Here is a 25,282-nt window from a genome sequence, read left to right as displayed (position 1 = left end):
CGCTCTCCTGTTTCGGTGGGGGAACTGGACTGCTCTGGATACCGCTTCGGTAGTCCGGCGGCCGGACGCGGTCGCCCGGTGCGGCCGGTTCAGGTGGCGCGCAGCGCCGCGTCGAGGACGGGTCCGACGACGGCCCGGGAGTCGGGACGGAGCATCTGGGCGTGCCCGCACGGCACGTCGTGCACCACCAGGGCGCCGTCGACGTACGGAGCCCACAGGGCGGGGACAAGGCCGTTCGCGGGGTCCTCTTCCGTGGCGCGGAAGAAGAGCACGTCGCCGCGGAACGTCCGCGGTACGTACCGGCGCATGAGCCGGGCCTGGTCGGCGAAGTTGCCGACCATGGTCCCGATGGCCTCCGGCTCCAGAGCGCCGAGGGGGCTGCCGGTGTCACGCAACGCGTCGCGCACGGCCCCCGCGTCCAGGGGCGCGTCGGCGTCCCAGGCGGACAGGTCGACGCCGAGGGCGGTCAGCAGGGCACGGAAGACGACATCGCGCCCCGCGTCCTCCAGACCGTCGGCGGGCGGCACGGGGAAGGCGTCCATGACGGCCAGCAGCGCCACCTCCTCGCCCGCTTCCTGGAGTTGGACGGCGATCTCCTGGACGACGTTGCCGCCGAAGGACCAGCCGAGCAACCGGTAGGGACCGTGCGGCTGCACGCCGCGCAGCCGGTCGACGTAGTGGGCCGCCATCGCCTCGATGCTGTCGGGGAAGCGCCGCGTACCGGCCAGGTTGGGCGTCTGGAGCCCGTACACCGGCCGGTCGGCGACGTGTTGGAGAAGGCCCCCGTAGGACCAGGCCAGGCCCCCGGCCGGATGCACGCAGAACAGCGGCGGCAGGGCGCCGTTGACACGCAGCGGCAGCAGGCAGTCGAGGTCCGCGCCCGGGCGGCCGGCGTCCGCGTCGCCCTCGCGCGCCGCGAGCGCGGTCGCGAGGCCGGCCGGGGTCGGCGCCTCGAACAGGTCCCTGATGCCGAGCTCGGTCCCGGTGGCCTCCCGGACCCGGGCCAGCAGTCGGGCCGCCAGCAGGGAATGGCCGCCGAGGGCGAAGAAGTCGTCGTCGGACCAGCACCGCTCGACGCCGAGCGATTCCGCGAACAGGGCGCACAGCAGGTCCTCGCGCGGACCGGCCGGCGGCCGGCCGGCCCCGCGTGCCAGATGCTCCTCGCCCGGTGCCGGCAGGGCGTTGCCGTCGAGCTTGCCGCTGGGGGTCAGGGGCAGCGCGTCGAGGGTGACGAACGCGGCGGGAACCATGTATCCGGGCAGTTCCGCGGTGAGGGCCGCGCGCAGCGCGTCACGGCCCGGGGCGGCCGGTCCGTCGGCCGTCGGCGTCTCGTCGTCGGTCACCACGTAGGCGATCAGCTGCGCCGTGCCGTGGGCGTCCGTCGAGCCCACGGAGCGGATCGCCACGGCCGCGCGGGATACGCCGGGCTGCCGCTCCAGCGCGGCGACGATCTCGTCGGGTTCCACGCGGAAGCCGCGCACCTTCAACTGCCCGTCGGCACGGCCGCGGAACTCCAGTCGTCCGTCCGTCGTGCGGCGCACGAGGTCGCCGGTGCGGTACATGCGTTCGCCCGGGGGACCGAACGGATCCGGCACGAAGCGAGCGGCGGTCTCGGCCGGCCGCCCGAGGTAGCCGCGGGCCAGACTCGTACCCGCCAGATACAGCTCGCCGGTCGCGTTCGGCGCGGCCGGCCGCAGGAAGCGGTCGAGCACGTGGCAGCGGGTGCCGGCGACGGGCTCACCGAGCACGGGCCGGTCGGTGTCCCGCACCGACGCGTAGAGGGTGTCCACGGTGGTCTCGGTGGGGCCGTACAGATTCCACACGGTGAGGCCGGGAACGTCACGCAGCCGCCGCCACAGGCCGGGCGGCACGGCTTCGCCGCCGAGCGCGAGGACGGCCGGGCGGTGCCCGGAAGCGTCCTGGTCGCACAGTCCCGCGTCCAGCAGCGCCGCCGCGTGGCTCGGAGTGGTCTCCAGCACGTCGACGCGCTCGTCGCGCACGGCCTGGACGAGAGCGGCCGGGTCGCGGCGGGTGTCGTTGTCGACGACCAGGAGCTCGTGCCCGTCGAGCATCCAGAGCACGGGGTCCAAGGACGCGTCGAAGGACAGCGACGCGGTCAGCGCGACCCGCAGCCTGTGCCGTCCGGTCGCCGCCCGGGCGGGCTCGAACAGCGCTTGCCGGTGGTGTTCCCGCAACTGGGCCAGGGACCGGTGCTCCACGACGACGCCCTTGGGGCGTCCGGTGGAACCCGACGTGTGCAGCAGGTAGGCCGCGTCGCGGGGCGCCGGCATCGCGCCGCGCGGCGGTTCGCTGGGGAGCGCGGCCAGCTCGGCCCGGACGTCGGCGGAGTCCAGCAGGACGGTCTGCCACGGCCCTTCGGGGATCGCGCCGGCGGTGGCCGCGGTCGCCAGCACCACGGCGGGCCGCGCGTCCGTCAGTACGGCGCTCACCCTCGCCGGCGGGAGGGAGTCGTCCAGCGGGGCGTAGGTGCCGCCCGCGGTCAGTACGCCGAACAGCGCGGTCAGCGAATCGGCGGAGCGCGGCAGCAGCACGGCCACCGCCCGGTCGGGACCAACGCCGCGACCCCGCAGCAGGTGGGCGAGGCGGGCGCTGTCCTGGAACAGCTCGGCGAAGGAGAGCGCGTGCGGTCCGCAGCGGACCGCGATGTCGCTGCTCCGCGCCGCCCGGGCGGTGGCCTCGAAGCCCGCGACCACGGTCGGGTGCCGCGGGACGGCCCGTGGGCCACGCCCGTGGTCGAGCTGTTCGGCACGCGGCTGTTCGGCCCGCTCGGGAGGGCCGAGCGGGTCGTGCCCGGACAGCGGGGTGTCGGGGGCGGCCACGACGAGCCGGAGCAGGGCCACGAAGGAATCGGCGAGGCCCTGTGCCGTGGCCGTGTCGAACAGGTCACGAGCGAACTGCAGCTCGCCGGTCAGCTCCTCGCCACCGGACTGCTCGGAGAAGTCGAACGACAGGTCGAACTTGGCGGCGGCCGTGTCCACACCCCGCACCTCGGCGCGCAGGCCGGGGAGTTCGAGGGCGGGACGACCGGCGTTGTTGAGGGAGAGCATCACCTGGAACAGCGGGTGCCGGGACAGCGAGCGCGGGGGCGCCAGGTGCTCCACGAGCGACTCGAACGGCAGGTCCTGGTGCGCGTACGCGGCCAGGTCGGCCTCCCGGGCCCGCTCCAGCAGGGCGCGGAAGCCGGGGTCGCCCCCGGTGCGCACCCGCAGGGTCAGGGTGTTGACGAAGAAGCCCACCAGTCCGGCGAGCGCCTCGTCGGTGCGACCGGCCACCGGGCTGCCGACGACGATGTCCTCGCCGGCCCCGTACCGGTCGAGCAGCGCAGCGAGTACGGCGTGCAGTGCCATGAAGGTACTGGCACCCTCGCGTCGGGCCAGCTCCGCGAGCCGGCGGCCGTCGTCACCGGTGAGCGGAAGGGTGACGCTTCCGCCGCGTCCGGAGGCGACGTCCGGGCGGGGCCGGTCCGCCGGCAGCGCCAGTTCGGCGGGGGCACCGGCCAGGGCGTCCCGCCAGAAGGCCAGTTGCCGTGCGTGCACGCTGTCCGGGTCGTCGGGGCTGCCGAGGAGGTCACGCTGCCACAGGGCGTAGTCGGCGTACTGAACCGGCAGGGGAGTCCACTCCGGTGTGCGGCCACTGGTCCGCGAGGCGTACGCGGCGGCGAGGTCCTGCGCCAGCGGCCCCATGGACCAGCCGTCGGCGGATATGTGGTGCACCGTCAGCAGCAGGACGTGTTCCTCGGCACCGGTCCGCAACAGCTCGGCCCGCAACGGCAGGTCGCGCGTGAGGTCGAACCCCGTGCGGGCCGCTTCACTCAGCAACCGGGGTGCTTGCTCGGGCGTGCTGTGCGTGACGGCGAGCGTCGGACGGCTCTCCCCCGGGGACAGGACACGCTGGACCGGGGAGCCGGTTCGGTCGGCGGCCTCCCGGAAGACGGTGCGCAGGCTCTCGTGCCGGGCCACCACGTCGCCCAGCGCGCTGCGCAGTGCCGAGGTGTCCAGGCGTCCTCGCAGACCGACCGCCATCGGCAGGTTGTAGGAGGCGTCGTCGGAGTGCATCCGGTTCAGGAACCACAGCCGTCGCTGCGCGAAGGACAACGGGAGGTCCACCGGCCGGTCCGGGTGGGGGCGCAGCGACGGGCGGCGGTGCGCGGCGCCGTCGAGGTGCCGGGCCAGTCCGGCGGGCGTGGGGTCCTCGAACAGCGCGCGGACCGGGACTTCGACGCCGAAGGCGCTCCGCACGCGGTTGACGACGCGGGTGGCCAGCAGCGAGTGGCCGCCGAGTGCGAAGAAGTCGGCGTCCCGGCCGACGGGGCCGGTGCCGAGGCACTCGGCGAACAGCGCGCACAGAATCTCCTCCTGCGGGGTGCGCGGGCGCTCGCCTCCTTCCTGTTCGACCGTTCCGGGCTCCGGGAGTGCGGTGAAGTCCGTCTTGCCGTTCACGGTCAGCGGGATCTCCGGCACCAGGGTGAGGTGCGAGGGCGTCATGTAGGCGGGGAGCCGGTCGCCGAGGAACGAGCGCAGTTGCCCGGGCGTCGGCCTCGCACCGGCCTCCGGCACGGCCCAGGCGACCAGCAGGCCGCCGTCCCCGCTCTCGCGGACGGTCACTACCGCCTGGCGTACGGCGGGGTGCGCGGTGAGCGCCGCCTCGACCTCGCCCGTCTCGACGCGGAAGCCACGCACCTTGACCTGGGAGTCGGTACGGCCCACGAAGACGAGGGAGTGGTCCGGCCGTCGGCGCACCAGGTCGCCGGTGCGGTACATCCGGCTGCCCGCAGGACCGTAGGGGTCCGCGAGGAACCGGTCGGCGGTCAGGCCCGTGGCTCCGTCGTACCCGCGGGCCACGCCGGCCCCGGCCAGGTACAGCTCGCCCGTGACCCCCGGCGGTGCGGGGTTCAGCCGGGAGTCCAGGACCCGGGCCCGCATGCCGGTGACCGCGTGGCCGATGGTGGCGGCGGTGGCGGGGGTGACCGGGGCGATCACGCTGTCCACGGTCGTCTCGGTCGGCCCGTACAGGTTCCACACCGTCACGCCGGGCAGGTCCGCGAGTTCCCTCCACAACCTCTCCGGTACCGGCTCTCCTCCGAGGGCCACGACGCGCGGCCAGGGCCTGCCGGGGGCGAACAGGCCGCAGACGCGGAGCTGTTCGAGGAAGGACGGCGTCGTCTCGATCACGTCGATCCGCCGCTCGTGCAGCAGTCGCACCAGCGCTTCCGGGTCGCGGCGGCTCAGGTCGTCCACCAGGTGCAGCTCGTGACCCGCGGCCATCCACAGCAGCGGGTCCCAGGAGGCGTCGAAGGTCGCTGCCGCCGTCAGGGCCACCCGCAGGGGCCGCCCGCTGTTGGCTCGTTCGGCGGGTTCGATCAGGTGGCGTCCGTGGTGGCGCAGCAGGTTCGCGAGCGCCCGGTGCTCGACGACGACGCCCTTGGGCCGGCCGGTGGATCCGGAGGTGTACAGCACGTAGGCGGGGTCGGCTCCCCGCGGTCCGTCGAACGGCGGCGGGCCGGAGGAGGGGCCGGTGCCGGCCGTTTCCTCCAGATACAGGGCGGGCGTGCGGGAAGCGGGGAGCGACGCCGCGCAGGCCCGCTCGGTCAGCAGCAGGGCGGGGCGTGCGGATTCCAAAATCCGCGCGTTGCGTTCGGCCGGATGCGCCGGGTCGAGCGGAACGTACACGGCTCCGACGCGCAGTACGCCGAAGACGGCGGCGATCTGGCGTGCGGACCGGGGCACCGCCACGGCGACACGGTCACGGGGACGGACACCGGCAGCGGTCAGACGCCGGGCGACGGAGTGCAGTTCGGCGGCCAGTTCACCGAACGACACCGTGTTCCGTCCGTCGGCCACCGCGGTACGGCCCGGGGTGACCGCCGCCTGTGTCTCCAGTACGTCGCAGACGCTGTGCACCAGTTCGTGCCCCGGCTCCGCGGAACCGTCGCGCGTCCCGGTGTCGAGGGCCGCGAGGCGCTGGTCCTCCGTGAGCATCTCAAGGGCGCCCAGCCGCGCCCCGGGCGCGTCCAGCGCCGACCGGAGCAGCCGGACGAAGTGGTCGGCGAAGCGGCGGACGGTGCTCTCGTCGAACAGCTCTGCGCTGTACTCCACCTCGCCCGTCAGCCCGTCCGGGCGACCGTCCGGGCCGTGGCTCTCCGTGAAGTCCCAGGTCAGGTCGAACTTGGCGGTGGTCCGCTCGGGCCGGAGCAGGTGTGCGCGGACGCCGGGCAGGTCGAGCCGGGGAGCGGGGGTGTTGTTCAGGGCGAGCATCACCTGGAAGAGCGGATGGCGGGAGAGCGACCGCTCCGGTGCCAGCGCCTCCACCAGCTGCTCGAACGGAAGGTCCTGTCGCCCGTAGGCGCTCAGGTCCGTCGTGCGCACCCGGTCCAGCAGCCCTCGGAAGGAGGGGTCGCCGCCGACGTCGACGCGCAGGACGAGGGTGTTGACGAAGAACCCCACGACGTCGTGGAACTCCTCCTCGTCGCGTCCGGCCACCGGGGTGCCGACGACGATGTCGTCCCCGCCGCCCAGCCGGTGCAGCAGGGTGGCGAGCGCGCCGTGCAGGACCATGAACGGGCTGACGCCCGCCTCCCGCGCCAGCGAGACGAGTGCGCGGTGCTCGGCGGCGTCCAGGCGCACCGGTACCCGGCCGCCGCGGAAGGTGGCGCGCTCCGGTCGCGGCCGGTCGCGGGGGAGGGGCAGCTCGGGCGGCAAACCCGCGAGCGCCGTCCGGGAGTGCGCCAGCTGCCGTGCCGCGAGCGAGTCGGGATCCTCCCGGTCGCCGAGCCGGGCCCGCTGACGCAGTGCGTGGTCCGGGTACTGCGCGGGCAGCGGTTCCCACCGCGGCGTGTGCCCGTCGGCGCGGGCCCGGTAGGCCGTGCAGAGATCGCGCACCAGGGGCCCCATCGACCAGCCGTCGGTAACGATGTGATGGAGGGTCAGCATGAGCCGGTACGACCCGGGACCGTCGCCGGCGCGCTCCGTGCCAGGAGCCAGCAGGGCATGTACCGGGGGGCGCCGGGCGAGGTCGAACTCCGGAGCCGGGAAGTCCCCGGGCCTGCCGTCCGGTGTCGCGGGGACGGTGTGCAACTCGATGCCGCACGCGTCGGGCGGCAGCACGACCTGGTGCGGTCCTTCGGCGTCTTCCGGGTAGACCGTCCGCAGACTCTCGTGCCGTGCCAGCAGGTCGCGGAAGGCCGCCCGCAGAGCAGGAACATTCAGGTCCCCGTCAAGACGCAGGGCGACGGGTATGTGGTAGCGGTCACCGCCCTCGCCCATGCGTTCCAGCAGCCACAGACGGTGCTGGCCCGCCGAGAGCGGCAGTCGCGCGGGCCGGTCGGCGACGCCGTTCCGGCCGTCGGCGGTGTCGCCCTGCCGCGGCGAGCGCCGCTCCGCGTCGACCAGTGCGGCGAGCCCGGCGACGGTGGGCGCCTCGAAGAGCGAACGCACCGGCAACCGGACGCCGGTCCGCTCGGCCAGGGCGGTCAGCAGCCCGCCGGCCAGCAGCGAATGGCCGCCGAGCGAGAAGAAGTCGTCGTCCCGCCCGACCTCGGCCAGGCCGAGCAGGTCCGCCATCACCGCGCGGACCGCTCTCTCGGCGGCGGTGCGCGGCGGGCTCTTGGGGCCCGTGGCGACCGCTGCCGCTTCGGGAAGGGAACTGGTGTCCAGCTTGCCGTTCGAGGTCAGCGGAAGCCGGTCGGTGACCGCGTACGCCGCGGGCACCATGTGCGCCGGAAGGGCCGCTGCCAGCGCGTCGCGGACCGGGCGCCGGTCGCACCGTACGTCCGCGCCCGCGTCGTCCGGGGTAGGGACGAGGTAGGCGGCCAGGGTGTCGCCCGGCCCGTCACCGCGCAGCACGACCGCCGCCTGCGCGATGCCGGGCAGCGCGGTGAGCGCCGACTCGATCTCGCCGGTCTCGACCCGCTGCCCGCGGACCTTGATCTGGGTGTCGCTGCGTCCGGCGAACTCCAGCGAGCCGTTCTCGTGCCACCGCACGAGGTCGCCCGTGCGGTACATGCGCGCCCCCGGTTCCCCGAAGGGGTCCGCGAGGAACCGGTCGGCGGTCAGCCCCGGCTGTCCGGCGTACCCGCGGGCCACCCCTTCGCCCGCCAGATACAGCTCACCCGTCGCCCCGCACGGCAGCAGGCGCAGGGCGGCGTCGAGCACGTAGCAGCGGGCCCCGCGGACCGGGCGTCCGATGACCGGCTCCCGGCCTCCCACCCGTGCGGTGACGGCGTCGACCGTCGTCTCGGTCGGCCCGTAGAAGTTGTAGGCGAGCAGACCCCGCTCGGAGGAGAGCCGCTGCCACAGCTCGCTGTTGACCGCTTCGCCGCCCAGCGCTATCACCAGGGGGCGGTGGAGGGAGCCGCCGTCCGACGCGGGGTGTCCGGCGGTGAGACCGGCGGCCACCATCTGCTGGAGGAAACTGGGGGTGGTCTCGACGACGTCGATCCGCTCGGCGCGCAGGAAGGCGACCAGCGCCTCGGGATCGCGGCGCGTGGCGTCGTCCACGATGTGCAGTCGATGGCCCGCCAGCATCCACAACAGCGGGTCCCAGGAGGCGTCGAAGGAGGTGGCGGCGGTGAGCGCGACACACAGCCGGCGCCCCGCGGCCAGTTCCGCGCTCGCGTGCGACTCCAGGCGGTGGTGGGCCAGCAGATTGCTGAGCGACCGGTGCTCGACCAGCACCCCCTTGGGACGGCCTGTCGAACCGGAGGTGTGGATGAGGTAGGCGGCGTCCTCGGCACGCGGCCCGGCGAAGGGGGCCCGTGACACGGTGCCGTGGGACTGCGACAGGCTACGTACGGCGGTTTCGGCGGGGGCCGTGCCCGCGACAGTGCTGCCCGGGTCGCAGACCAGGATCACCGGAGTGGCTTCGGCCAGCAGACGGGCGATGCGCTCGACCGGATGGGAGACGTCGACCGGCAGGTAGACCGCGCCGCTGCGCAGCACGGCGAGCGGGGCGACGACGGTGTCGACCGAGCGCGGCAGCGCGACGGCCACCGTCGTACCGGGGCCGGCGCCGTCGGCCCGCAGCGCCGACGCGGCCGTGTCGACCGCCCGGTCCAGCTCGGCGAACGTGAGGCTGCGGGTGCCGTCGTCGACGGCCGGCGCTTCGGGTGCCTCCCGCGCCAGTCGAGCCAGGACCTCCGGCAGCGTCGGCTCGCCCGCTCCGGCCGGCGCGGAGAGGGTGTCCGCGGCTGCCGAAGTCCGGGGCACGTGCCTTCCCAGGGCCAGTACCCGGTTCCGCTCGTCCGGACCGGTGAGGTCCAGAGTGCTGATCGGGCGTTCCAGGTCGGAGACGAGTTCCTCGGTCAGCCGCAGGATCCGCTCCAAGTGCCCCTGGGCCGCCGCCTCGTCGTACAGGGCCGCGTTGGCCAGCACATCCACGCGGGCTCCGGCGTCACCGGCGGCCGGGTGCACGGCCAGGGTGAGGTCCTCCACCGGGCCGAGCGAGAGATTGTGCAGGGAACCGGTCGCCGAGCCGAACCGCAGGTTCTCGTCGAAGGCCAGCACGTTCACCGACGGCCCCACCAGGGAGTCGCCCCTGACCAGTCCCAGGCCCCGGCGCAGTTCCTCCGCGGGGAACCGCTGGTGCCGCAGGGCGCCGCGCATCGCGAGGCTCACCTGTCGCAGCAGATCCTGCACGGATGCGGCGGGGGACATGCGCAGCCTCAAGGGAACGATCTGCGACATCATGCCCGGCGTCTGCCGTGCGATCCGGCTCCGGCGACCGGTCACCGGCATGCCGAGCAGGAGGTCCTGAGTGCCCCGCATCCGGTGCGTGTAGGCGGCCGTGCCGGCCACGAACAACGCCGGCCATGCCACCCGGCCCCGCCGGGCCCCGTCCCGCAGCCGCCGCCACCGCGCCCCGTCCAGCACCGCCGACTTCCGCAGCACCTCCGCGCCGGGGGACGCCGTGCCGTCCGTGAGCCGCTCGGCCGCGGGTGCTCCCTCCAGTTGATCGCGCCAGTAGGCCGCGTCCTCGACGTAGTGGGCCGACCGCGTGTACTGACGTGCCTCCGAGACCAGCGGGCCCAGCGGGAGCGGCTTGGCCGCGACGTCCGTCCCAGCGGCCAGGAGACCGTACGTCTCGGCGATCCGGCCGAGGGCCAGGGCGGCACCGTAGCCGTCGAGCACGAGGTGGTGTGTGCGCAGGTACAGCAGGTGGCGCGACGCCGACAACCGGTACAGGACGAGGGCCGTCACCGGTCCTCGCGTGACGTCGACGGGCGTGGCCAGGCCGCGCCGCATCGCCCGATGGGCGTCCGTTTCACCGTTCGCACTCGCGGACAGGTCGACGAGGGAGACGCCGAGGCCAGGGCCGGGACGGACACACTGGCCCGCCGCCCCACTGCTCGAGGCGTCGGTGATCGTGGTGCGGAGGGCCTCGATCTCCCGCGATACGTGCGTGACGGCCCGGCGCAGTGTGCCGAGGTCCAACTGCCCCTCGATGTCGACGTACTCGGCGATCGTGAAGCCGGGGTCCAGTGGCCGCAGGTGATGTGCGAACCACAGGGACTCCTGTGCCGCGGTCAGCGGCAGCCTGACGGTTCCCTCCTCAGCCATGTGTCCGCCTCCGTACCCATGTGACGCTCGCCGACACCGTCGACCACCCTCCCGATCTCACCTCGTCCAGTGCAGGTGCGAATTCCTCGCTGCACTGTCTCTCGTGGTTGATCCGCGACGCATGGGGCCTGTGGATTGGTGTGTGATGCAAGACACCATTTGTTACCAGTGCGTAGCCCGTCCCGTTCGCGCCAGTGGCCGAGGCATTTCAGACATCCGCGGGCTCGCGGCTCCGCACACCCATCCGGATCGGGGGAGTGCTACGGATCAACGCAGTCAGGTGCGGTGTGCGGTCAGCCCGCCGCCGGTCCCGAACGCGAAGGAGCACCTCCCTATGCAGCACCCACGAATCGCCCGGTCACTGCGCGGCATAGCCGTGGCCGGCGGTGCGCTGGCCCTGAGCATCGCCGGCGCCACGGCCGCTTCGGCCCACGGCGGGTCAGGAAAACCGGAAGGCGCATGGTCCCGGCAGGAGGCTCCCGCCCAGCGGGACGCCGCGACGACCAGCGGCTACCGCGGAACGCAGGGCTTCAACCTGTGCCTGCTGTCCCGCTGTTCGACGGGTTCCGCCGACGGCGGCGGAAGGGGCGTCGGCCTCGTGCAGGGCGGCAATCTCTGCCTGCTCTCCTTCTGTGAGTTGCGGCCCTGAGACGAAGCCGCGTCGCTGAGACTCCGTGAGGAGCGACCGGCAACCAGTACACCGGCAGTCCCCAGGCCGTGGAACCGAGCTGGCCGCGCGCGGCGTTCGCCGAGGTCGACCACCTCTACGGCGACTTCGACTCCTACGTAGGAGAGGGACTGCGGCTCGACGCGGAAACCGCGGAGACCTTGCGCGCCAAGCCGCTCACCGGCTGACGGGACCGGCGTCCACGTCTGCGGAGATCCGCCCACCGGAGCAGCCCGGAGCGCCATGGCGTCGGTCCAGGAGAGTGGCGAAGCGGGCCGCTCCGTTTACCTGCCCGGGCGAAGGGCCACCCACAGTCACACAGGGGAATGACCGAGGGAGGCCGTCATGACGCGAGCCACGGACGTCGAGATCACCGGGCTGCCCGGTGCCGGAGACCGGGCGGAGGGAGTCCGGAGCGGTGGGGTGCGAGCGCTGCCGGACGACGGTAGCCGTCGGCAGGACGCCGGGCTGGTGCGGGCCGCGGACGGCCCGGCGTCGCCGACCCCCGGGTGGTGACCGGCGTGCCCGACGGCGTCCGCCCCGAAGTTGTCGTCTTCGACGTCAACGAGACCCTCACCGACATGACCCCGCTCACGACTCGCCTCGTGGACATCGGACTGCCCGGGCGACTGCTCCCCGAGTGGTTCGCCGGTGTCCTGCGGGACGGCATCGCGCTGACCCTCGCCGGCGGCCGGGCCGACTTCGCCACCGTGGCCCGGGACGGCCTGCTCACCCACCTCGGCCAGGCGGGCTCCGACACGGCGGACCCCGAGGCCGCGGCGGCACACGTTCTGGACGCGCTGCCGGAACTCCCCGTCCACCCGGACGTCCCGGACGGCGTACGAGCCCTGCACGCGGCCGGACACCGCCTGGTCACGATGACGAACGGATCGGCGGTCACCAGCCGTGCCGTCCTGCGGCGGGCGGGACTGGAGCAGTACTTCGAGACCCATCTCGACATCGAAGGAGCCGACGGGCACTGGAAGCCCTCCCCGGCCGCCTACGCCTACGCCCTGGGTGCGGTCGGCGTCCCGGCCGGCGCTGCCGTGCTCGTCGCCGTGCACCCCTGGGACATCGACGGCGCGGCGCGAGCCGGACTCGGCACGGCGTGGCTGCGGCGCACACCGGTCCCGTACCCCTCGGCGCGGCGGCCCGCCGACCACTGCGCCGACGGACTGGGAGACCTGGCCCGGCAGTTGGGCGCCGTCTGAAACCGCGTGCGCCGGCGGGTCACTCGTCGTCGGACGGGGCGGGCTGGAAGGCGATGGCGACGAGGTCGTCGCTCAGGGTGGGCGCCCACCGGGCGACGTCCTCCTCGACGAAGGTGACGAGACCGGTGGGGGAGACCGGCCCCGCACTGTCGGCGCAATGGTCCTGGAGGCGTTCGCACAGCGGGTAGAACGTCCCGGTGCTGTCGCGCGCCTCGGTCACCCCGTCGGAGTACGCGAGCAGGATGTCACCCGGGCTCAGCGGAAGCGTCACGCTGCGCGGCGGCGCGGTCAGCAGGTCGCCCATGCCCAGCGGCAGGCTGTGCTCGGTCTCCACGACGGACGCCGTGCCGTGCCGGACGGTGAGCAGAGGCTGATGGCCCCGGTCGAGGATCCGTACGGCACGCGCGTCCGCGGAGAACTCGAGCAGGACCGCCGTGGCGAAGACCTCGTCCGCCGGCCCCGGTGCCCGTCCGGGCGTGTAGGCCGGCCGCCGCCCATCGGCTCCATGGGAGGGTTGTCACGGTCCAACTGCAGGGCCACGTCGATCCGCTCGGCCACCTGGCTCAGCGACGGATGGAGCAGCGCCGCCTCCTGGAACGAGGAGATCACCGTGGCCACGGTCTGCGTCGCGCTGATGCCCTTGCCCTTGACGTCCCCGACGATCGCCCGGATGCCGAACGGTGTCGGGCGGACGCTGTAGAGATCCCCGCCGATGAGCGCCTCGTCGTCGGCCGCCCGGTAGAAGCCGGCCAGACGCAACGGGCCGACCCGGGCGGGCAGCGGACGCAGCAGGGCCAGTTGCACCGCCTCGGCGACCGCCTGTACGCGGCGGAAACGGCTCTCGGCCCGTCGGCGCACCACACACAGCGATGTGGACAGCAGGGTGACGGTGGCCAGGACGGTCAGCGTCACCACGGTCAGTGGACCGACGTAGTCCTCGAGCACCTCGGTGACCGACAGCAGCACGCATCCGGCGGCGCCGACGGCGAGGACACCGAGCGGCGGGTACGTGAAGAGGGCCAGCACCACCGACGCCGTCAGCAGCGAGCCGAAGAAGTAGCGCGGCGGCGTCACCTGGTCCAGCACCATGGTCATCACGATGAGCGCGGGCGGCACCCAGCGGAGCCAACGGGGCGGCCAGGGATGCTGCTCGTCCCACTGTCTGTGCTCCGCCGCGGCCCGCCCCGCACCCACACCGTCACCCCGTTCCTCATGAGCTCCCGTTCCGAAACCCCGGGGAGAATCATGCACGAATCAGGACGTCCTGGACGGCACCAACCCACCGCGCGACGGCTCTCGGCGGAGCACCGGGTACGGAGTCACGGATGGAACCGCCACCGGCCTTCGGACACGACGTCCACCTTGCCGTCCCTCACGCGAACCGCCGTCTCGTCGTCGATGAAGTACGTCGGGAAGTCCGCCCGCGCGACGATGCGGTCGGCCCAGGCGTCGTCCCGCTCCGGGAAGTCCGGTGAGTACAGGTGGGGCTTCAGGTACCAGTCGAAGAGCCCGAACGGCGGCTCCACGGTCGCCGCGCCGAGCACATGAAGGTCCGGGGCGTCCCCGACGACGTCGGCGGAATGAGCGGTGAGGTTACGGCTGAAGATCATCGAGCCGGCGCTGAACCCTACGTAGACCCGGCTCTCCAGCGCCTCGAGGAAGCCGTCGGCCAGACCGTTGCCGGTGATGCTGCGCGCGAGATGGTAGTGGTTGCCGCCGCCGACGTAGACGACATCGGCGTGGAGCAGCCGGTCGAGCACCATCTGCCGGGGCAGGCCGTTCAGCTCCAGGAGGTCGAATTCCCGCCAGCCGAGGTCGTGCAGCCGGTTCATGTCCGCGAGGGACCACCCGTGGTCCCCGGGCTCGGCGACCGATGCCGTGGGCACGTACACGACGTTCGCCGATCCGAACGGCCTGCCCAGCATGTCCCGCAGGGCGTCCCGCAGCGTCTCGTTGCGCAGGCCACTCGCCGTCAACAGAAGGTTCATCCGGCGAGCCAAGCACGCCTCACGGGCCCCGCGCAACGAGACCGGGAGCCACCGGCAGGCCGACCGGGACTCCACGAGCTGTCGGTCGCGGTGAGTATGGTCTGCCCATGGATCACCAGAGGGCAGGAGACATGGGGCAGGCGTGGGGCCGGGTGACCGGGTGGCTCGAACAGCACGGCCCGGACGTTCTCGCAGCCCTCGGCGGTCCGGGGAGCCGGACAGCCCTGTACGAGGCCGAACTGCGCATGGGGCTGCGACTGCCGCGGCAGATGCGGCAGTGGCTGCTGGCCAACGACCTCGATGCCGGCCGGCAGCCTCACTCCGGGTCCGGTCTGGTGGCGCTGGGGTGCCCGGGCGTCGTCCCCGGCGGCGGACTCCTTCTGGGCCTGGTGGACATCGAGCGTGTCTACTTCCACAAGACGGCCCTGGAGGAGACGGCGCCGTCGGGGGACGGCGACTGCCCGTCCTGGCGCAGGGCATGGGTGCCGATCCTCTCGGAGCGCGACGGTGCGTACGGGAAGTTCGTGGACACGAGCACCGGAGCCGTGGGGTCCTGGAGTGAGGGTTCCTTCCCCGAAGTCAGCGAGTACGTCTCGCTGTCCGCCTTCTTCCAGGATGTGGCTGACCAGCTCGAGGGGGCTCCTTGGGGTGACCGGAGCGGACCCGGCGGGGCCCGCAGGCTCGCTCCCAGGCCGGAGGACGAACCCGTACGTCTGTGGGCTCGCGCGAACGGCTACCTCGTGAACGACCGCGGACGTGTCCCCGCAGCCGTCCGTGAGGCCTACGAAGCGTCACGGTGAAGGTCGTCCGCGGGGCCGCGCCGCGGGGCCTACCCCTCCAGGAGGGACGTGATGACGGCGTGCCACCGCTGGTCGGCCGTCGCGGGGTCCTCCGTGCCGGTGACCCGTACGGGGGCGTAGCGGGCCGGGTAGCCGGCGAACACGAAGAAGCGGTCCACGACGTGTGAGTTGAGGCTCCAGGGCGTCCCCCGCGAGAGCCAGGCCTCATGGAGTCGGTCCAGATGGGCGCGGTCGGCCTGGCGCAGTCCGAACACCGCCCGGCTCGTCCACTCGCGCCACCCTCGAAGACCCGAGACGGTCCTGATGACGCCGTCGGTCTGGGCGACGAGGTCCCAAGCCACGGTGGCGCCCCCCGGCGCCCCGGCCCTGCAACGGCGGTCCCCACTATGGCCCACCCGGCGGCGAAGCAGGAAGGATTCGACCAAGAACGCGTAACGCGACGCCGGTTGGATGCTCCGGACCAGGCATGACCACGGTGAACGGGCCGCCGAGGGCAGACACAGGCGGTCTCGGTCCTCGACCCGGCCGTCGCCCTCACCGGCGACCACCTTTCGCACATGTCTTGACCCCCATGATCGCCCCGGATTACGGTTCCCGCGTTTGATCCGATTTGAAACGATTCAATCGGTAGGACTCCACTCCGAACCCTGGGGCGCACTCATGCACGAACCTGTTTCGCAGCGCGGCGGGATGTCCCGGCGCGCGGTGCTGGCCGCCGCCGTGACCGCGGGGACGACCGCCACCGCGACCGCCGCCTCGTCCGGCGCCGCGGCCCTCCCCACCGGCCCGGCCGCCGCTCACGCGACCGGCTCGGCCCGGTGGTTCACCGACCCCGCTCGCGCGGTGCGCCCGAAGTTCCGCTGGTGGTGGCCGGACGGCCTGGTCGACCCCGACGAGGTGGCCCGCGAGATCGACCAGATCGCGGACGCCGGGTTCGGCGGGGCCGAGATCGCCGCCGTCCACCACAGCATCCGGGACAAGTCCCTCCTGGACACCGCCCACCACGGCTGGGGCAGCAGACCCTGGCGCGAAGGAGTCGAGGCCGCGCTGCGCCGGGCCGTACGACGCGGCCTGACCGTCGACCTCACCCTGGGCCCCAGCTGGCCCGCGGCCGTCCCCGGAGTCACGCCGGACGACGAGGCCGCCGCCAGGGAACTCGCCCACGGGCACACCACGCTCACCCCCGGCGCCACCTACCGCGGACCCGTGCCCGCGCCCGTCCACGCGGCGGCGTCCGGCGTCCGCACCCAGCGTCTCCTCGCGGTCCAGGCCGCCCGCGTCGAGACCGCCCACTCCACCCGCAAGGAGACCGGCCTCGACCCCGACAGCGTCCGCGACCTCACGGACACCGTCACCGACGGCGCACTGACCTGGACGGCACCCGCGGACGGCGAGTGGGTGCTGATCTCCTACTGGCAGCGCGGTTCGGGACAGCAGCCGGAATCGGGCCCGCACTCCGCACCCGCCGCCTTCGTGGTCGACCACCTCAGCGCGGCGGGCACCACCGCCGTCACCGACTACTGGGAACGGCACATCCTCACCGGCTCACTGCGACGTCTGCTCAAGGCCGCGGGCGGTGCCTTCTTCGAGGACTCGGTGGAGCTGGAGTCCGAGGGACTGGTCTGGACGGAGCGCCTGCCCGAAGCCTTCGAGCGGCGGACCGGCCGGCCGCTGCTGCCCTTCCTGCCCGCCCTCGTCCTCGACGACAGCGACCAGGTCTTCGCCTTCGAGGCCCAGCTGACCCGGCAGATCCGGCACGACTTCTGGGCCACGGTCTCCGACCTGTTCAACCGGCACCACGTGGGCGCGCTCCGAAACTGGGCGCACTCCCTCGGCATGGCCCTGCGCGCCCAGCCGTACGGCCTGCAGACCGACGCCATCGCCACCGCGGCGATCCTCGACATCGCGGAGGGCGAGTCCCTCGGGTTCAAGAACCTGGACGACTACCGGTGCCTCGCCGGCGGTCGGGACATGGCGGGCCGCACCGTCCTGTCCTGCGAGGCCGGTGCCTACAACGGCTCGGCCTACAGCACCACCTGGGACCGCGTGCTGCGCACCATGGGCGGCGCCTACGCGGCGGGCGTCAACCAGACGGTGCTGCACGGCTTCTCGTACGCGACCGCACTGGAGGCCCAGTGGCCCGGCTTCGCCGCGTTCAGCCCGTACAACGGAGCACCCGGATACGGCGAGTCGTGGGGACCGCGGCAGCCGACCTGGCGGCACGCGGCGGACCTCGCCGGATACCTCGGCCGCGTCCACGCGGTGCTGCAGGCGGGCACGGCCCGCGCGGACGTCGCCGTCTTCCGGCAGACCGGCTACACGGCCACGGGCATCGGCGCCTCCTGGTTCACCTCGACCGGCGTCCCGCTCGGATGGACACACCAGTTCCTCAGCGGCCCGCTCCTCGACCTGCCGAACGCCACCGTCGCCGGCGGGCGGCTCGCCCCGGACGGACCGGCCTACAAGGCGCTCTTCGTCGAGGGTGACTTCTTCCACGGCTCCACCCCGACCCTCGCCCTCGCCGACGCCCGCAAGATTTTGGGCTACGTCGAGGCCGGGCTGCCCGTGGTCCTCCTGGGAGCCTTCGACCAGGCGCTGACCCCGGGCGTGCCGGCGGCGGGCGAGACCGAGCGGCTGCGCGACGTCCTCGCCCGGCTGCTCGCGCTGCCCAACGTCGTCCGCGTCACCGAGAAGCCCGCGGTCGGCGACGCCCTCGCCGCGCTCGGCGTCGCCCCGGACGTACGGCACGCCGCCCCGTCGACGCTCCTGAACGCCCACCGGGTCACGGCGGACGCGGACTACTACTACCTGGTCAACGGCAAGCACGCCGAGACCGTCAAGCCGCCCGTGGCCGCCATCGACCACGACGTCACACTGCGCCGCACCCGCGGCCGCGACGCGGTGCCGTACCTCCTCGACCCCTGGACGGGCACAGCCGTACGGGTGGGCCGGTACACCCGGGACGGTCAGGACGTGACCCTCCGCGTCGCCCTGCGGCCCGGCCAGACGCTCGTCGTCGCGCTGGGGCGCCCGGGGCTCTTCGGCGACCGGCACGGGAACCGCCCGTACGCCCTCTCCTCGGAGGCCGACGAGGTGCTGTTCACCGCGCGCGGCCTCGCCGTGCGGGCCGGAACGGCCGGCACCTACCGGACACGGCTGTCCCAGGGGCGTACCGTCACCACCACCCTCCCCGCGGTGCCCGGCCCGATCGAACCGGGCCGGTGGCGCGTCGAGGTCGAGGACTGGCGCCCCGGTGACGGCCCGACCCGTACCGAGCGGGTGCGCCGCACCCTGACGCTCGACACCCTGCGGCCCTGGTCGGCCCTTGCGGAACTGGAGGACTGCGCGGGCGTCGGCCGCTACCGGACCACGGTCACCCTCCCCGGCGACTGGAGTTCCGCCCACGGGGCCCTCCTGGAGCTGGGGCAGGTGAGCGACACCTTCCGGGTGACCGTCAACGGCACCGACACGGGACCGGCCGACCGGCTCGACCCCGTCGTGGACGTCGGCCCGCTGCTGCGCCGGGGCACGAACACGATCGAGATCGAGGTCGCGACGCCCCTCGTCAACCGGCTGCGGGTGAGCCGCCCGGAGGTGTTCGGAGGACTCACCCGACAGGAGTACGGGCTGGTGGGGCCGGTGCGACTGGTCCCGTACGCACAGAAGACGGTCTGACACCGACGGGATTGAACGATTCAAAACGCGCGGACGGTGCCGAGGCCCGTCCGCGCCGAGTCATGCCCGTTCGGCGCCCGCCGGCTCGCGCCACGAAGGGACTTATGAGGCGTCAGGAGGTTCTTGTGAGAACCCTTGACGCTCCTGAGGGCGCCGCTTAGCGTCTCCGTCGAATCGAGTAAAACGATTCAATCGAAGGGAGCTGAGCCCCGCACCATGCCCGCACCGCACAGCAGACCCGCCCCCTCCCGACGCCAGGTCCTGTTCACCGCGTCGGCCGCCGCGGCCACCGCCGCGATCCCCGTCGTCCCCGCCACGGCGGCACCGACCGCCTCCGGCGCTGCCACCCCGGCGCTCCCCGGGGCGACGTCGTCCCCGCCGTCCGGCGGTGCGCGCCGCCCGCAGGCCGCGGCGGCCGCCTTCCCGCTCTCGGCCGTCCGCCTGCTCGACGGACCCTTCCTCGCCAACATGCGGCGCACCTGCGCGTACCTCCTCTTCGTGGACCCGGACCGGCTGCTGCACACCTTCCGGCTCAACGTCGGCCTGCCCTCCGCCGCCGAGCCCTGCGGCGGCTGGGAGGCCCCGGACGTCCAACTGCGCGGCCACACCACCGGGCACCTCCTCAGCGCACTCGCCCAGGCCCACGCCAACACCGGCGAGAGCGCCTACGCGGACAAGGCCCGGCTGCTCGTGTCGGCACTGGCCGAGTGCCAGCGGGCGGCGCCGGCGGCCGGGTTCCACCGCGGCTACCTCTCCGCGTTCCCGGAGTCGGTCTTCGACCAGTTGGAGGCCGGGGGCAAGCCGTGGGCGCCCTACTACACCCTGCACAAGATCATGGCCGGTCTGCTCGACCAGTATCAACTCAGCGGGAACCGGGAGGCGTTCGACGTCCTGCTGGACATGGCCGCCTGGAGGGAGGCCCGCACGGCCCCGCTCTCGCGCGAGCGGATGCAGAGCGTGCTCACGGTCGAGTTCGGCGGCATGAACGACGTCCTCGCCCGACTCCACCTGGAGACCGGCGACCCGGTGCACCTGCGCACCGCGGTCCGCTTCGACCACGACGCGCTGTACGCCCCGCTCGCCGCAGGCCGCGACGAACTCGCCGGGCGGCACGCCAACACGGAGATCGCCAAGGTGGTCGGTGCCGTACCGGCCTACGAGGCGACCGGCGACCGGCGCTACCTGGACATCGCCGACGCCTTCTGGACCACCGTCGTACGCCACCACTTGTACGCCATCGGCGGCAACTCCAACCAGGAACTCTTCGGACCGCCCGACGAGATCGCGAGCCGCCTCTCGGAGGTCACCTGCGAGAACTGCAACAGCTACAACATGCTCAAGCTGGGCCGGGACCTCTTCCGCCACGACCCGGAGCGCGCGGAGTACCTGGACCACTACGAGTGGGCCCTGTACAACCAGATGCTCGCCGAGCAGGACCCGGACTCGGCGCACGGCTTCGTCACCTACTACACCGGACTGTGGGCGGGCTCGCGGCGCGAACCGAAGGGCGGCCTCGGCTCGGCGCCCGGCAGCTACAGCGGGGACTACGACAACTTCTCCTGCGACCACGGCACGGGCCTGGAGACGCACACCAAGTTCGCCGACACCGTCTACTTCCGCACCGCCGGCACCCGCCGTCCCGCGCTGTACGTGAACCTGTTCATCCCCTCCGAAGTGCGCTGGGACGAACTGGGCGTGACACTCCGCCAGGAGACCGACATCCCCACGGGCGACCGGGCCCGCCTGACCGTCACCCGGGGAGAGGCGCGGTTCGCCCTGCGGATCCGCGTGCCGGGTTGGCTGGCGGCGGGCGACGGCCGCGCCGCGCTGACGGTGAACGGCCGACACGCCGGCGCCCGCCTCCAACCGGGCACCTACACGACCGTGACCCGCCACTGGCGCACGGGGGACCGCGTCGAACTCGTCCTGCCCCGCACCCCCGTCTGGCGCCCGGCCCCCGACAACCCGCACGTCAAGGCGCTGTCGTACGGGCCGCTCGTCCTGGCGGGCACCTACGGGGACACCCCCCTCGCGACGCTGCCGGCCATCCGCCCCGACACCCTGCGCCGCACGCCCGGCGAACCCACCCGGTTCACGGCCCTGACCGACGGCGGGCGGGTCTCCCTCCGCCCCTTCCACGAGATCCACCACCAGCGCTACAACGTCTACTGGTCCGTCGTGCCACCGCGCCCGGCCGCCGGTGACGTGGCCCGCTACCCCCTCGACGACGGGTCCGGAACGTCGGTGGCGGACCGCACCGGGACGTTCGCCGACGGCTCCCTGGCCGGCGGCGCGGCCTGGCACACCGACGGCGACACTACGGCGGTGGCCCTCGACGGCCGTGACGGCCACGTCGTACTCCCCGCCGGACTGCCCGCCGGACTGGCCGAGTTGACCGTGTCCGCCCGCGTCCGCGTCGACACCCTCGCCCCCTCCGTCCGCGTCTTCGACCTGGGCTACAGCAAGGACACCTACCTCTTCCTCACGGCGACCACCGGCGCCGGGCGGGCCCGCGCCGCCCTGAAGATCGCGGGAATGGAGACCGAGGACTTCGTCGACGCCACCGGACCGCTGCCGCTGGGCCGATGGACCCATGTGGCGCTCACCCTCGCCGGCGGCACCGGTGTGCTCTACGTCGACGGAACCGAAACCGGGCGGAACGCGGCCATGGTCGCCGGTCCCCTCCTGCTCGGCCGGACCAGCCGGAACTACATCGGCCGGTCCCAGAACAGCACCCACCCCTACCTGCACGGCGCCGTCCGCGACTTCCGGCTGCACAACCGAGCCCTGTCCGCCGACCAGGTCCGGCGCCTCGCCCAGGGCTGATCACCACACCACCACCGCGGTCCACGCCCCCGCCCCTCGCACCACGCCACCACCAGGAGCACAGCCATGCCCGAACACCCCCTGTCCAGACGCCGTTTCGTCGCCGCCGCCGGAGCCACCGGCGCCCTGGTCGCCGTAGGTCTTCCCGAAGCCGCCACCGCCGCGGGCGCACCGGCCGGACCGGCCGGGCAGGAGCGGGACGCCTGGTCCGCCCGGCACTTCGCCGACCCGCGCCACGACAGCCGTCCCACCGTGTACTGGTACTGGAACGGTCCCGTCACGCCCGAACTGGTGGACCGCCAGCTCGCGGACCTGAGGTCCAAGGGCATGTACGAGGTGATCCTCTTCTCCTTCGACAACGCCGAGATGACGCCGGTGTTCTTCACCGAGGAGTGGTTCGACATCGTCGGCCACGTCCTGCGCACCGCGGAACGCACCGGTATGCGCGTCTGGTTGTTCAACGACGACCACTTCCCCAGCGGGCGCGCGGGCGAGTACATCGTCAAGGGCGGACAGGTCGGCATCCGCACCTACGCCCCCCGTCCCGAACTGCGCCTCAAGGCCCTCGCCCGCTCCACCACCGTGGTGCGCGGCCCCGCGTCGGTCGACCTCAGGCGCAGCACCGGAGTCGGTGTGGACGCGGGGCGGCTGGTCGCGGACGCCGCGGTCCTCGACGGTGCCGCCGTGCTGCGGGACAGCACGGAGTGGGGCGACTGCGCCGTCACCGGCAGCGCGAAGGCCGAGCACGGCGCGGCCGGACTCCTCGTACGCGCGTCCGCCGACGGGCGCACCGGACACGCCGTCTCCTTCGACCAGACCGGCGTGGTCACCGTGGAGCGGCTGGCGCCCGGTGCCGAACCGGCCGAACTGCTGCGGAGCACCCGCACCGACGGCTTCAACAAGACCAAGTTCCACACCCTGCGGGTCACCCTGAGCGGCGGCGGCCTCTCCGTCACCCTCGACGGCAAGGACAAGGGCACCCTGGAGAACCTGGCCCCGGAGTCGGGCGGAGTCGGGGTGCGTGCCGTCGGCGACCAGCGCGCGGTGTGGGAGACCCTCACCGTCGAGTCGGCCGAAGGCACCGCCCTGTACACCGGTGCCTTCGACCGGTCGGCCGCCGCGGGCGACTTCCCCGAACGCGCCCTGCCCGCCGCGGGGTTCACCGTCGCGGCCGCCGCCGCCCGTCCCACGGCAGCCACCGACGGCACCGACGTCGTGGACCTCACCGACCGGCTCGGCGGCGGCCACACCTGGCAGGTCCCGGCCGGGGAGTGGCAGGTCGACCTCTTCGGCGGCGTGCTCCTCGCCGACGACAGCCAGGGGTACAGCCGCAGTTACGTCGACCTGCTCGACGACGAACCCGTCGAGCTGTTCCTGGACATCCTCCCCGGCGAGTACCACCGCAGGTTCGGGCACTACTTCGGCACGGTCGTCCCCGGGTTCTGGGACGACGAGCCGTTCTTCGCGTCGGCCGAGGCCCACTTCAAGCGCCTGCCGTGGTCGCCCACCCTCGACCGCGCCCTGCGCTCCGTCGGCGTCGAGCCCGGGCTCGCCTACGCCGCCGCCTTCGACGACCTCGGCCGCTCGGGCCGCATCGCCCGCGGCAACTACTGGAAGGCCGTCTCCAACCGCTTCGCCACCGCGTTCCGCAAGCAGGCCCAGTGGTACGAGAAGCGCGGCGTCGCCCTGATCACCAACCCCCTCTACGACGAGACCGCCCCCGCCAAGCGCATCGCCTCCACCGGCGACCTGCACAAGGTCAACCAGTGGGCCCAGGTGCCCGGCGGCGACATCATCACCGCCGAGTACGTGGCCGGCGAGCCCACCATGATCCCGCGCAACCCGGTGTCCGTGGCCCACCAGATGGGCCGCGACCGGGCCCTGCTGGAGATGTTCGGGAACATGGGCTGGCAGGTCACCCCCGGCTTCGTGCACGCCACCGTCGGCGCGCAGGCCGCCCGCGGCGTCAACCTGACCGTGTTGCACGCCCTGTGGACCGACGAGACCCGCGTCTACTTCCCGCCGCCCTTCGGACCCCGCGCCCCCTGGTGGTGGGCCATGCGGCCGCTCGCCGAGTGGATCGGCCGGGTCATGGAGGCCGGACGCGGAACGTCCGCCGCCCGCACCGCGCTGCTGCAGCCGCAGCGCGCTGCCGAGCAGTGGGCCGGCACCGACCGGCAGCAGGACGTGGACGCTCCGCTCGCCGAGGCGGCCTACGCGCTGGAACGCGCCCAGGTGGACTTCGACCTGCTGCACGAGGGCGCCCTGACCCGGGACCCCGCGCTGCTGGCCCACGCCGAGGTCCGCAAGGGCCGCCTCGTCGTCGGAGCGGCCGCCTACGACCTCGTCGTCGTCCCCGCCGCACCGGTTCTGGACGCCGACGGCGTGCGGGTGCTGCGCGAGTTCGTCCGGGCCGGCGGCACAGTGATCGCGGTGGGCGCCCTGGACACCGAGGAGGCCGACGGCGGCGACCGCACCCTCGCCCACGGGCTCGCCGACCTGTTCGGCGACCGGGTGCCGGCCCGCAGGCACCTCGGCCGCGGACACGCCGTCCGGGTCGCGGACACCGACGCGCTCGGAGCCGCCGCCGTCGACTCCGGTACCGCCGCCGCGATCCTGGACCCGGCCCAGGACGCCGTTCGGGTGCTGCGGGTGCGCCGGGGCGCCGACACCGTCTTCCTGATCAACAACGAGAGCGCGGCGCACGTACGCACCGTCGCCGCCCTCCCGGTCACCGGCCTGCCCGAGACCTGGGACCCCGCGACCGGCACCGGCGGACCCGCACCCGTCCACCGGGCCACCAAGGACGGCGTACGGGTGCCGCTGGACCTGGAGCCCTACCGGACCACCGTCGTCGTGGTCCGCGGCGGACACCGCGACCGGCCCCACGTCACCGAGTCGACCGTGCCCGTCCTGTCCGTCGAACGCCACGGCCAGGTGCTCCGCGCCACGGTGGAGGCCACGGCGGCCGGGACCCACCGGCTCGTCGGCACCGACGGCGGCCACTCCTACCACGGCACCGTGCGCGTCGACGACACGCTCGCCCCGGTCCCGGTGGACGGCGACTGGACCCTCACCTTCGCACGCGAGGGCGCCGAACCCGTCACCGCGCCCCTGGGCAGCTGGACGGAGCACGACGCTCTGTTCTCCGGCAGCGGCACGTACACCACCGGCATCGACGTCGACGCCGCCCGGTTGCGCGGACGCCGGGTGCTGCTCGACCTCGGGGACGTCCGCGACGTCGCGGAGGTGTCCGTCAACGGCACCGTACTGCCGCCGCTGCTGTGGGCGCCGTTCGTCGCCGACGTCACGGGACACGTCCGGGCCGGGCGCAACACGCTGCGGGTCCGGGTCGCCAACACGCTGTCCAACGAGCGCAAGAAGCCACTGCCGTCCGGCCTGCTCGGCCCGGTGACCCTGCGCTTCCGGCGCCGGACCACGGTCGAACTGCGCCGCGTCTGAAACAGCCCCGGCCCGCGCGCACCGGTCTCAGCCCTGGTTCGTCTGCACGAGCCTCAGCCTTGTTTTGTCCGCCTCAGCC

Annotated in this window: 13 protein-coding genes; 8 read left to right on the top strand and 5 right to left on the bottom strand. The window is 73.4% G+C overall.

Annotated features, from left to right (window positions below; genetic code table 11):
- Positions 1-89: 89 nt before the first annotated feature.
- Entirely contained in the window at positions 90-10,574 is a 10,485-nt protein-coding gene (locus BJ961_RS19230; protein WP_271414018.1) for a non-ribosomal peptide synthetase, read from the bottom strand.
- A gap of 334 nt (positions 10,575-10,908) precedes the next feature.
- On the opposite strand from BJ961_RS19230, the gene BJ961_RS19225 reads away from it, so the two are divergent.
- The 4 genes from BJ961_RS19225 to BJ961_RS19210 all read left to right on the top strand — a co-directional run bounded on the left by BJ961_RS19225 (position 10,909) and on the right by BJ961_RS19210 (position 12,452).
- Positions 10,909-11,223: a hypothetical protein gene (locus BJ961_RS19225; RefSeq protein ID WP_271414017.1), complete on the top strand. Its 315-nt coding sequence runs from the start codon at positions 10,909-10,911 to the stop codon at positions 11,221-11,223.
- A 68-nt stretch (positions 11,224-11,291) separates the two neighbouring features.
- Positions 11,292-11,429 (top strand): tyrosine-protein phosphatase, encoded by a 138-nt coding sequence (locus BJ961_RS19220; RefSeq protein ID WP_271414016.1) that lies wholly within the window; start codon positions 11,292-11,294, stop codon positions 11,427-11,429.
- 157 nt (positions 11,430-11,586) lie between these two features.
- Positions 11,587-11,757: a hypothetical protein gene (locus BJ961_RS19215; RefSeq protein WP_271414015.1), complete on the top strand. Its 171-nt coding sequence runs from the start codon at positions 11,587-11,589 to the stop codon at positions 11,755-11,757.
- A gap of 5 nt (positions 11,758-11,762) precedes the next feature.
- A complete protein-coding gene (locus tag BJ961_RS19210; RefSeq protein ID WP_271414014.1) occupies positions 11,763-12,452 on the top strand; it encodes a haloacid dehalogenase type II in 690 nt (229 codons plus the stop codon).
- A 19-nt stretch (positions 12,453-12,471) separates the two neighbouring features.
- Here BJ961_RS19210 and BJ961_RS19205 read toward each other — a convergent pair whose 3' ends face one another.
- The 3 genes from BJ961_RS19205 to BJ961_RS19195 form a co-directional block, all read right to left on the bottom strand.
- Positions 12,472-12,843, bottom strand: coding sequence for a SpoIIE family protein phosphatase (locus BJ961_RS19205; protein ID WP_271417097.1), 372 nt, complete (start codon positions 12,841-12,843; stop codon positions 12,472-12,474).
- Positions 12,741-13,646 carry a SpoIIE family protein phosphatase gene (locus tag BJ961_RS19200; protein WP_271414013.1) on the bottom strand — a complete coding sequence of 302 codons (906 nt, stop codon included), beginning with the start codon at positions 13,644-13,646 and terminating at the stop codon, positions 12,741-12,743. The genes BJ961_RS19205 and BJ961_RS19200 overlap by 103 nt, the downstream gene beginning before the upstream one ends.
- A 125-nt stretch (positions 13,647-13,771) precedes the next feature.
- On the bottom strand, positions 13,772-14,440 hold the full coding sequence (locus BJ961_RS19195) for a Type 1 glutamine amidotransferase-like domain-containing protein (RefSeq protein ID WP_271414012.1): 669 nt from the start codon (positions 14,438-14,440) through the stop codon (positions 13,772-13,774).
- Positions 14,441-14,547: 107 nt separating this feature from the next.
- Here BJ961_RS19195 and BJ961_RS19190 point away from each other — a divergent pair, with 107 nt between their 5' ends.
- Entirely contained in the window at positions 14,548-15,240 is a 693-nt protein-coding gene (locus tag BJ961_RS19190; RefSeq protein WP_271414011.1) for an Lsr2 family DNA-binding protein, read from the top strand.
- A gap of 29 nt (positions 15,241-15,269) precedes the next feature.
- On the opposite strand, the gene BJ961_RS19185 is transcribed toward BJ961_RS19190, so the two are convergent.
- A complete protein-coding gene (locus BJ961_RS19185) occupies positions 15,270-15,581 on the bottom strand; it encodes a hypothetical protein (protein WP_271414010.1) in 312 nt (103 codons plus the stop codon).
- A gap of 319 nt (positions 15,582-15,900) precedes the next feature.
- On the opposite strand from BJ961_RS19185, the gene BJ961_RS19180 reads away from it, so the two are divergent.
- From BJ961_RS19180 to BJ961_RS19170, 3 genes are all read left to right on the top strand, one after another.
- Complete coding sequence (locus tag BJ961_RS19180) at positions 15,901-18,915, top strand: glycosyl hydrolase (protein WP_271414009.1); 3,015 nt, start codon at positions 15,901-15,903, stop codon at positions 18,913-18,915.
- A gap of 216 nt (positions 18,916-19,131) precedes the next feature.
- On the top strand, positions 19,132-21,741 hold the full coding sequence (locus BJ961_RS19175; RefSeq protein ID WP_271414008.1) for a glycoside hydrolase family 127 protein: 2,610 nt from the start codon (positions 19,132-19,134) through the stop codon (positions 21,739-21,741).
- A 66-nt stretch (positions 21,742-21,807) separates the two neighbouring features.
- On the top strand, positions 21,808-25,203 hold the full coding sequence (locus tag BJ961_RS19170; RefSeq protein ID WP_271414007.1) for a glycosylhydrolase-like jelly roll fold domain-containing protein: 3,396 nt from the start codon (positions 21,808-21,810) through the stop codon (positions 25,201-25,203).
- Positions 25,204-25,282 lie beyond the last annotated feature (79 nt).

It is taken from the genome of Streptomyces lienomycini, assembly GCF_027947595.1.
Lineage (GTDB): Bacteria > Actinomycetota > Actinomycetes > Streptomycetales > Streptomycetaceae > Streptomyces > Streptomyces lienomycini.
The sequence above is the reverse complement of the archived record's forward strand: the minus strand, read 5'-3'. Positions and strand labels throughout refer to the sequence as shown.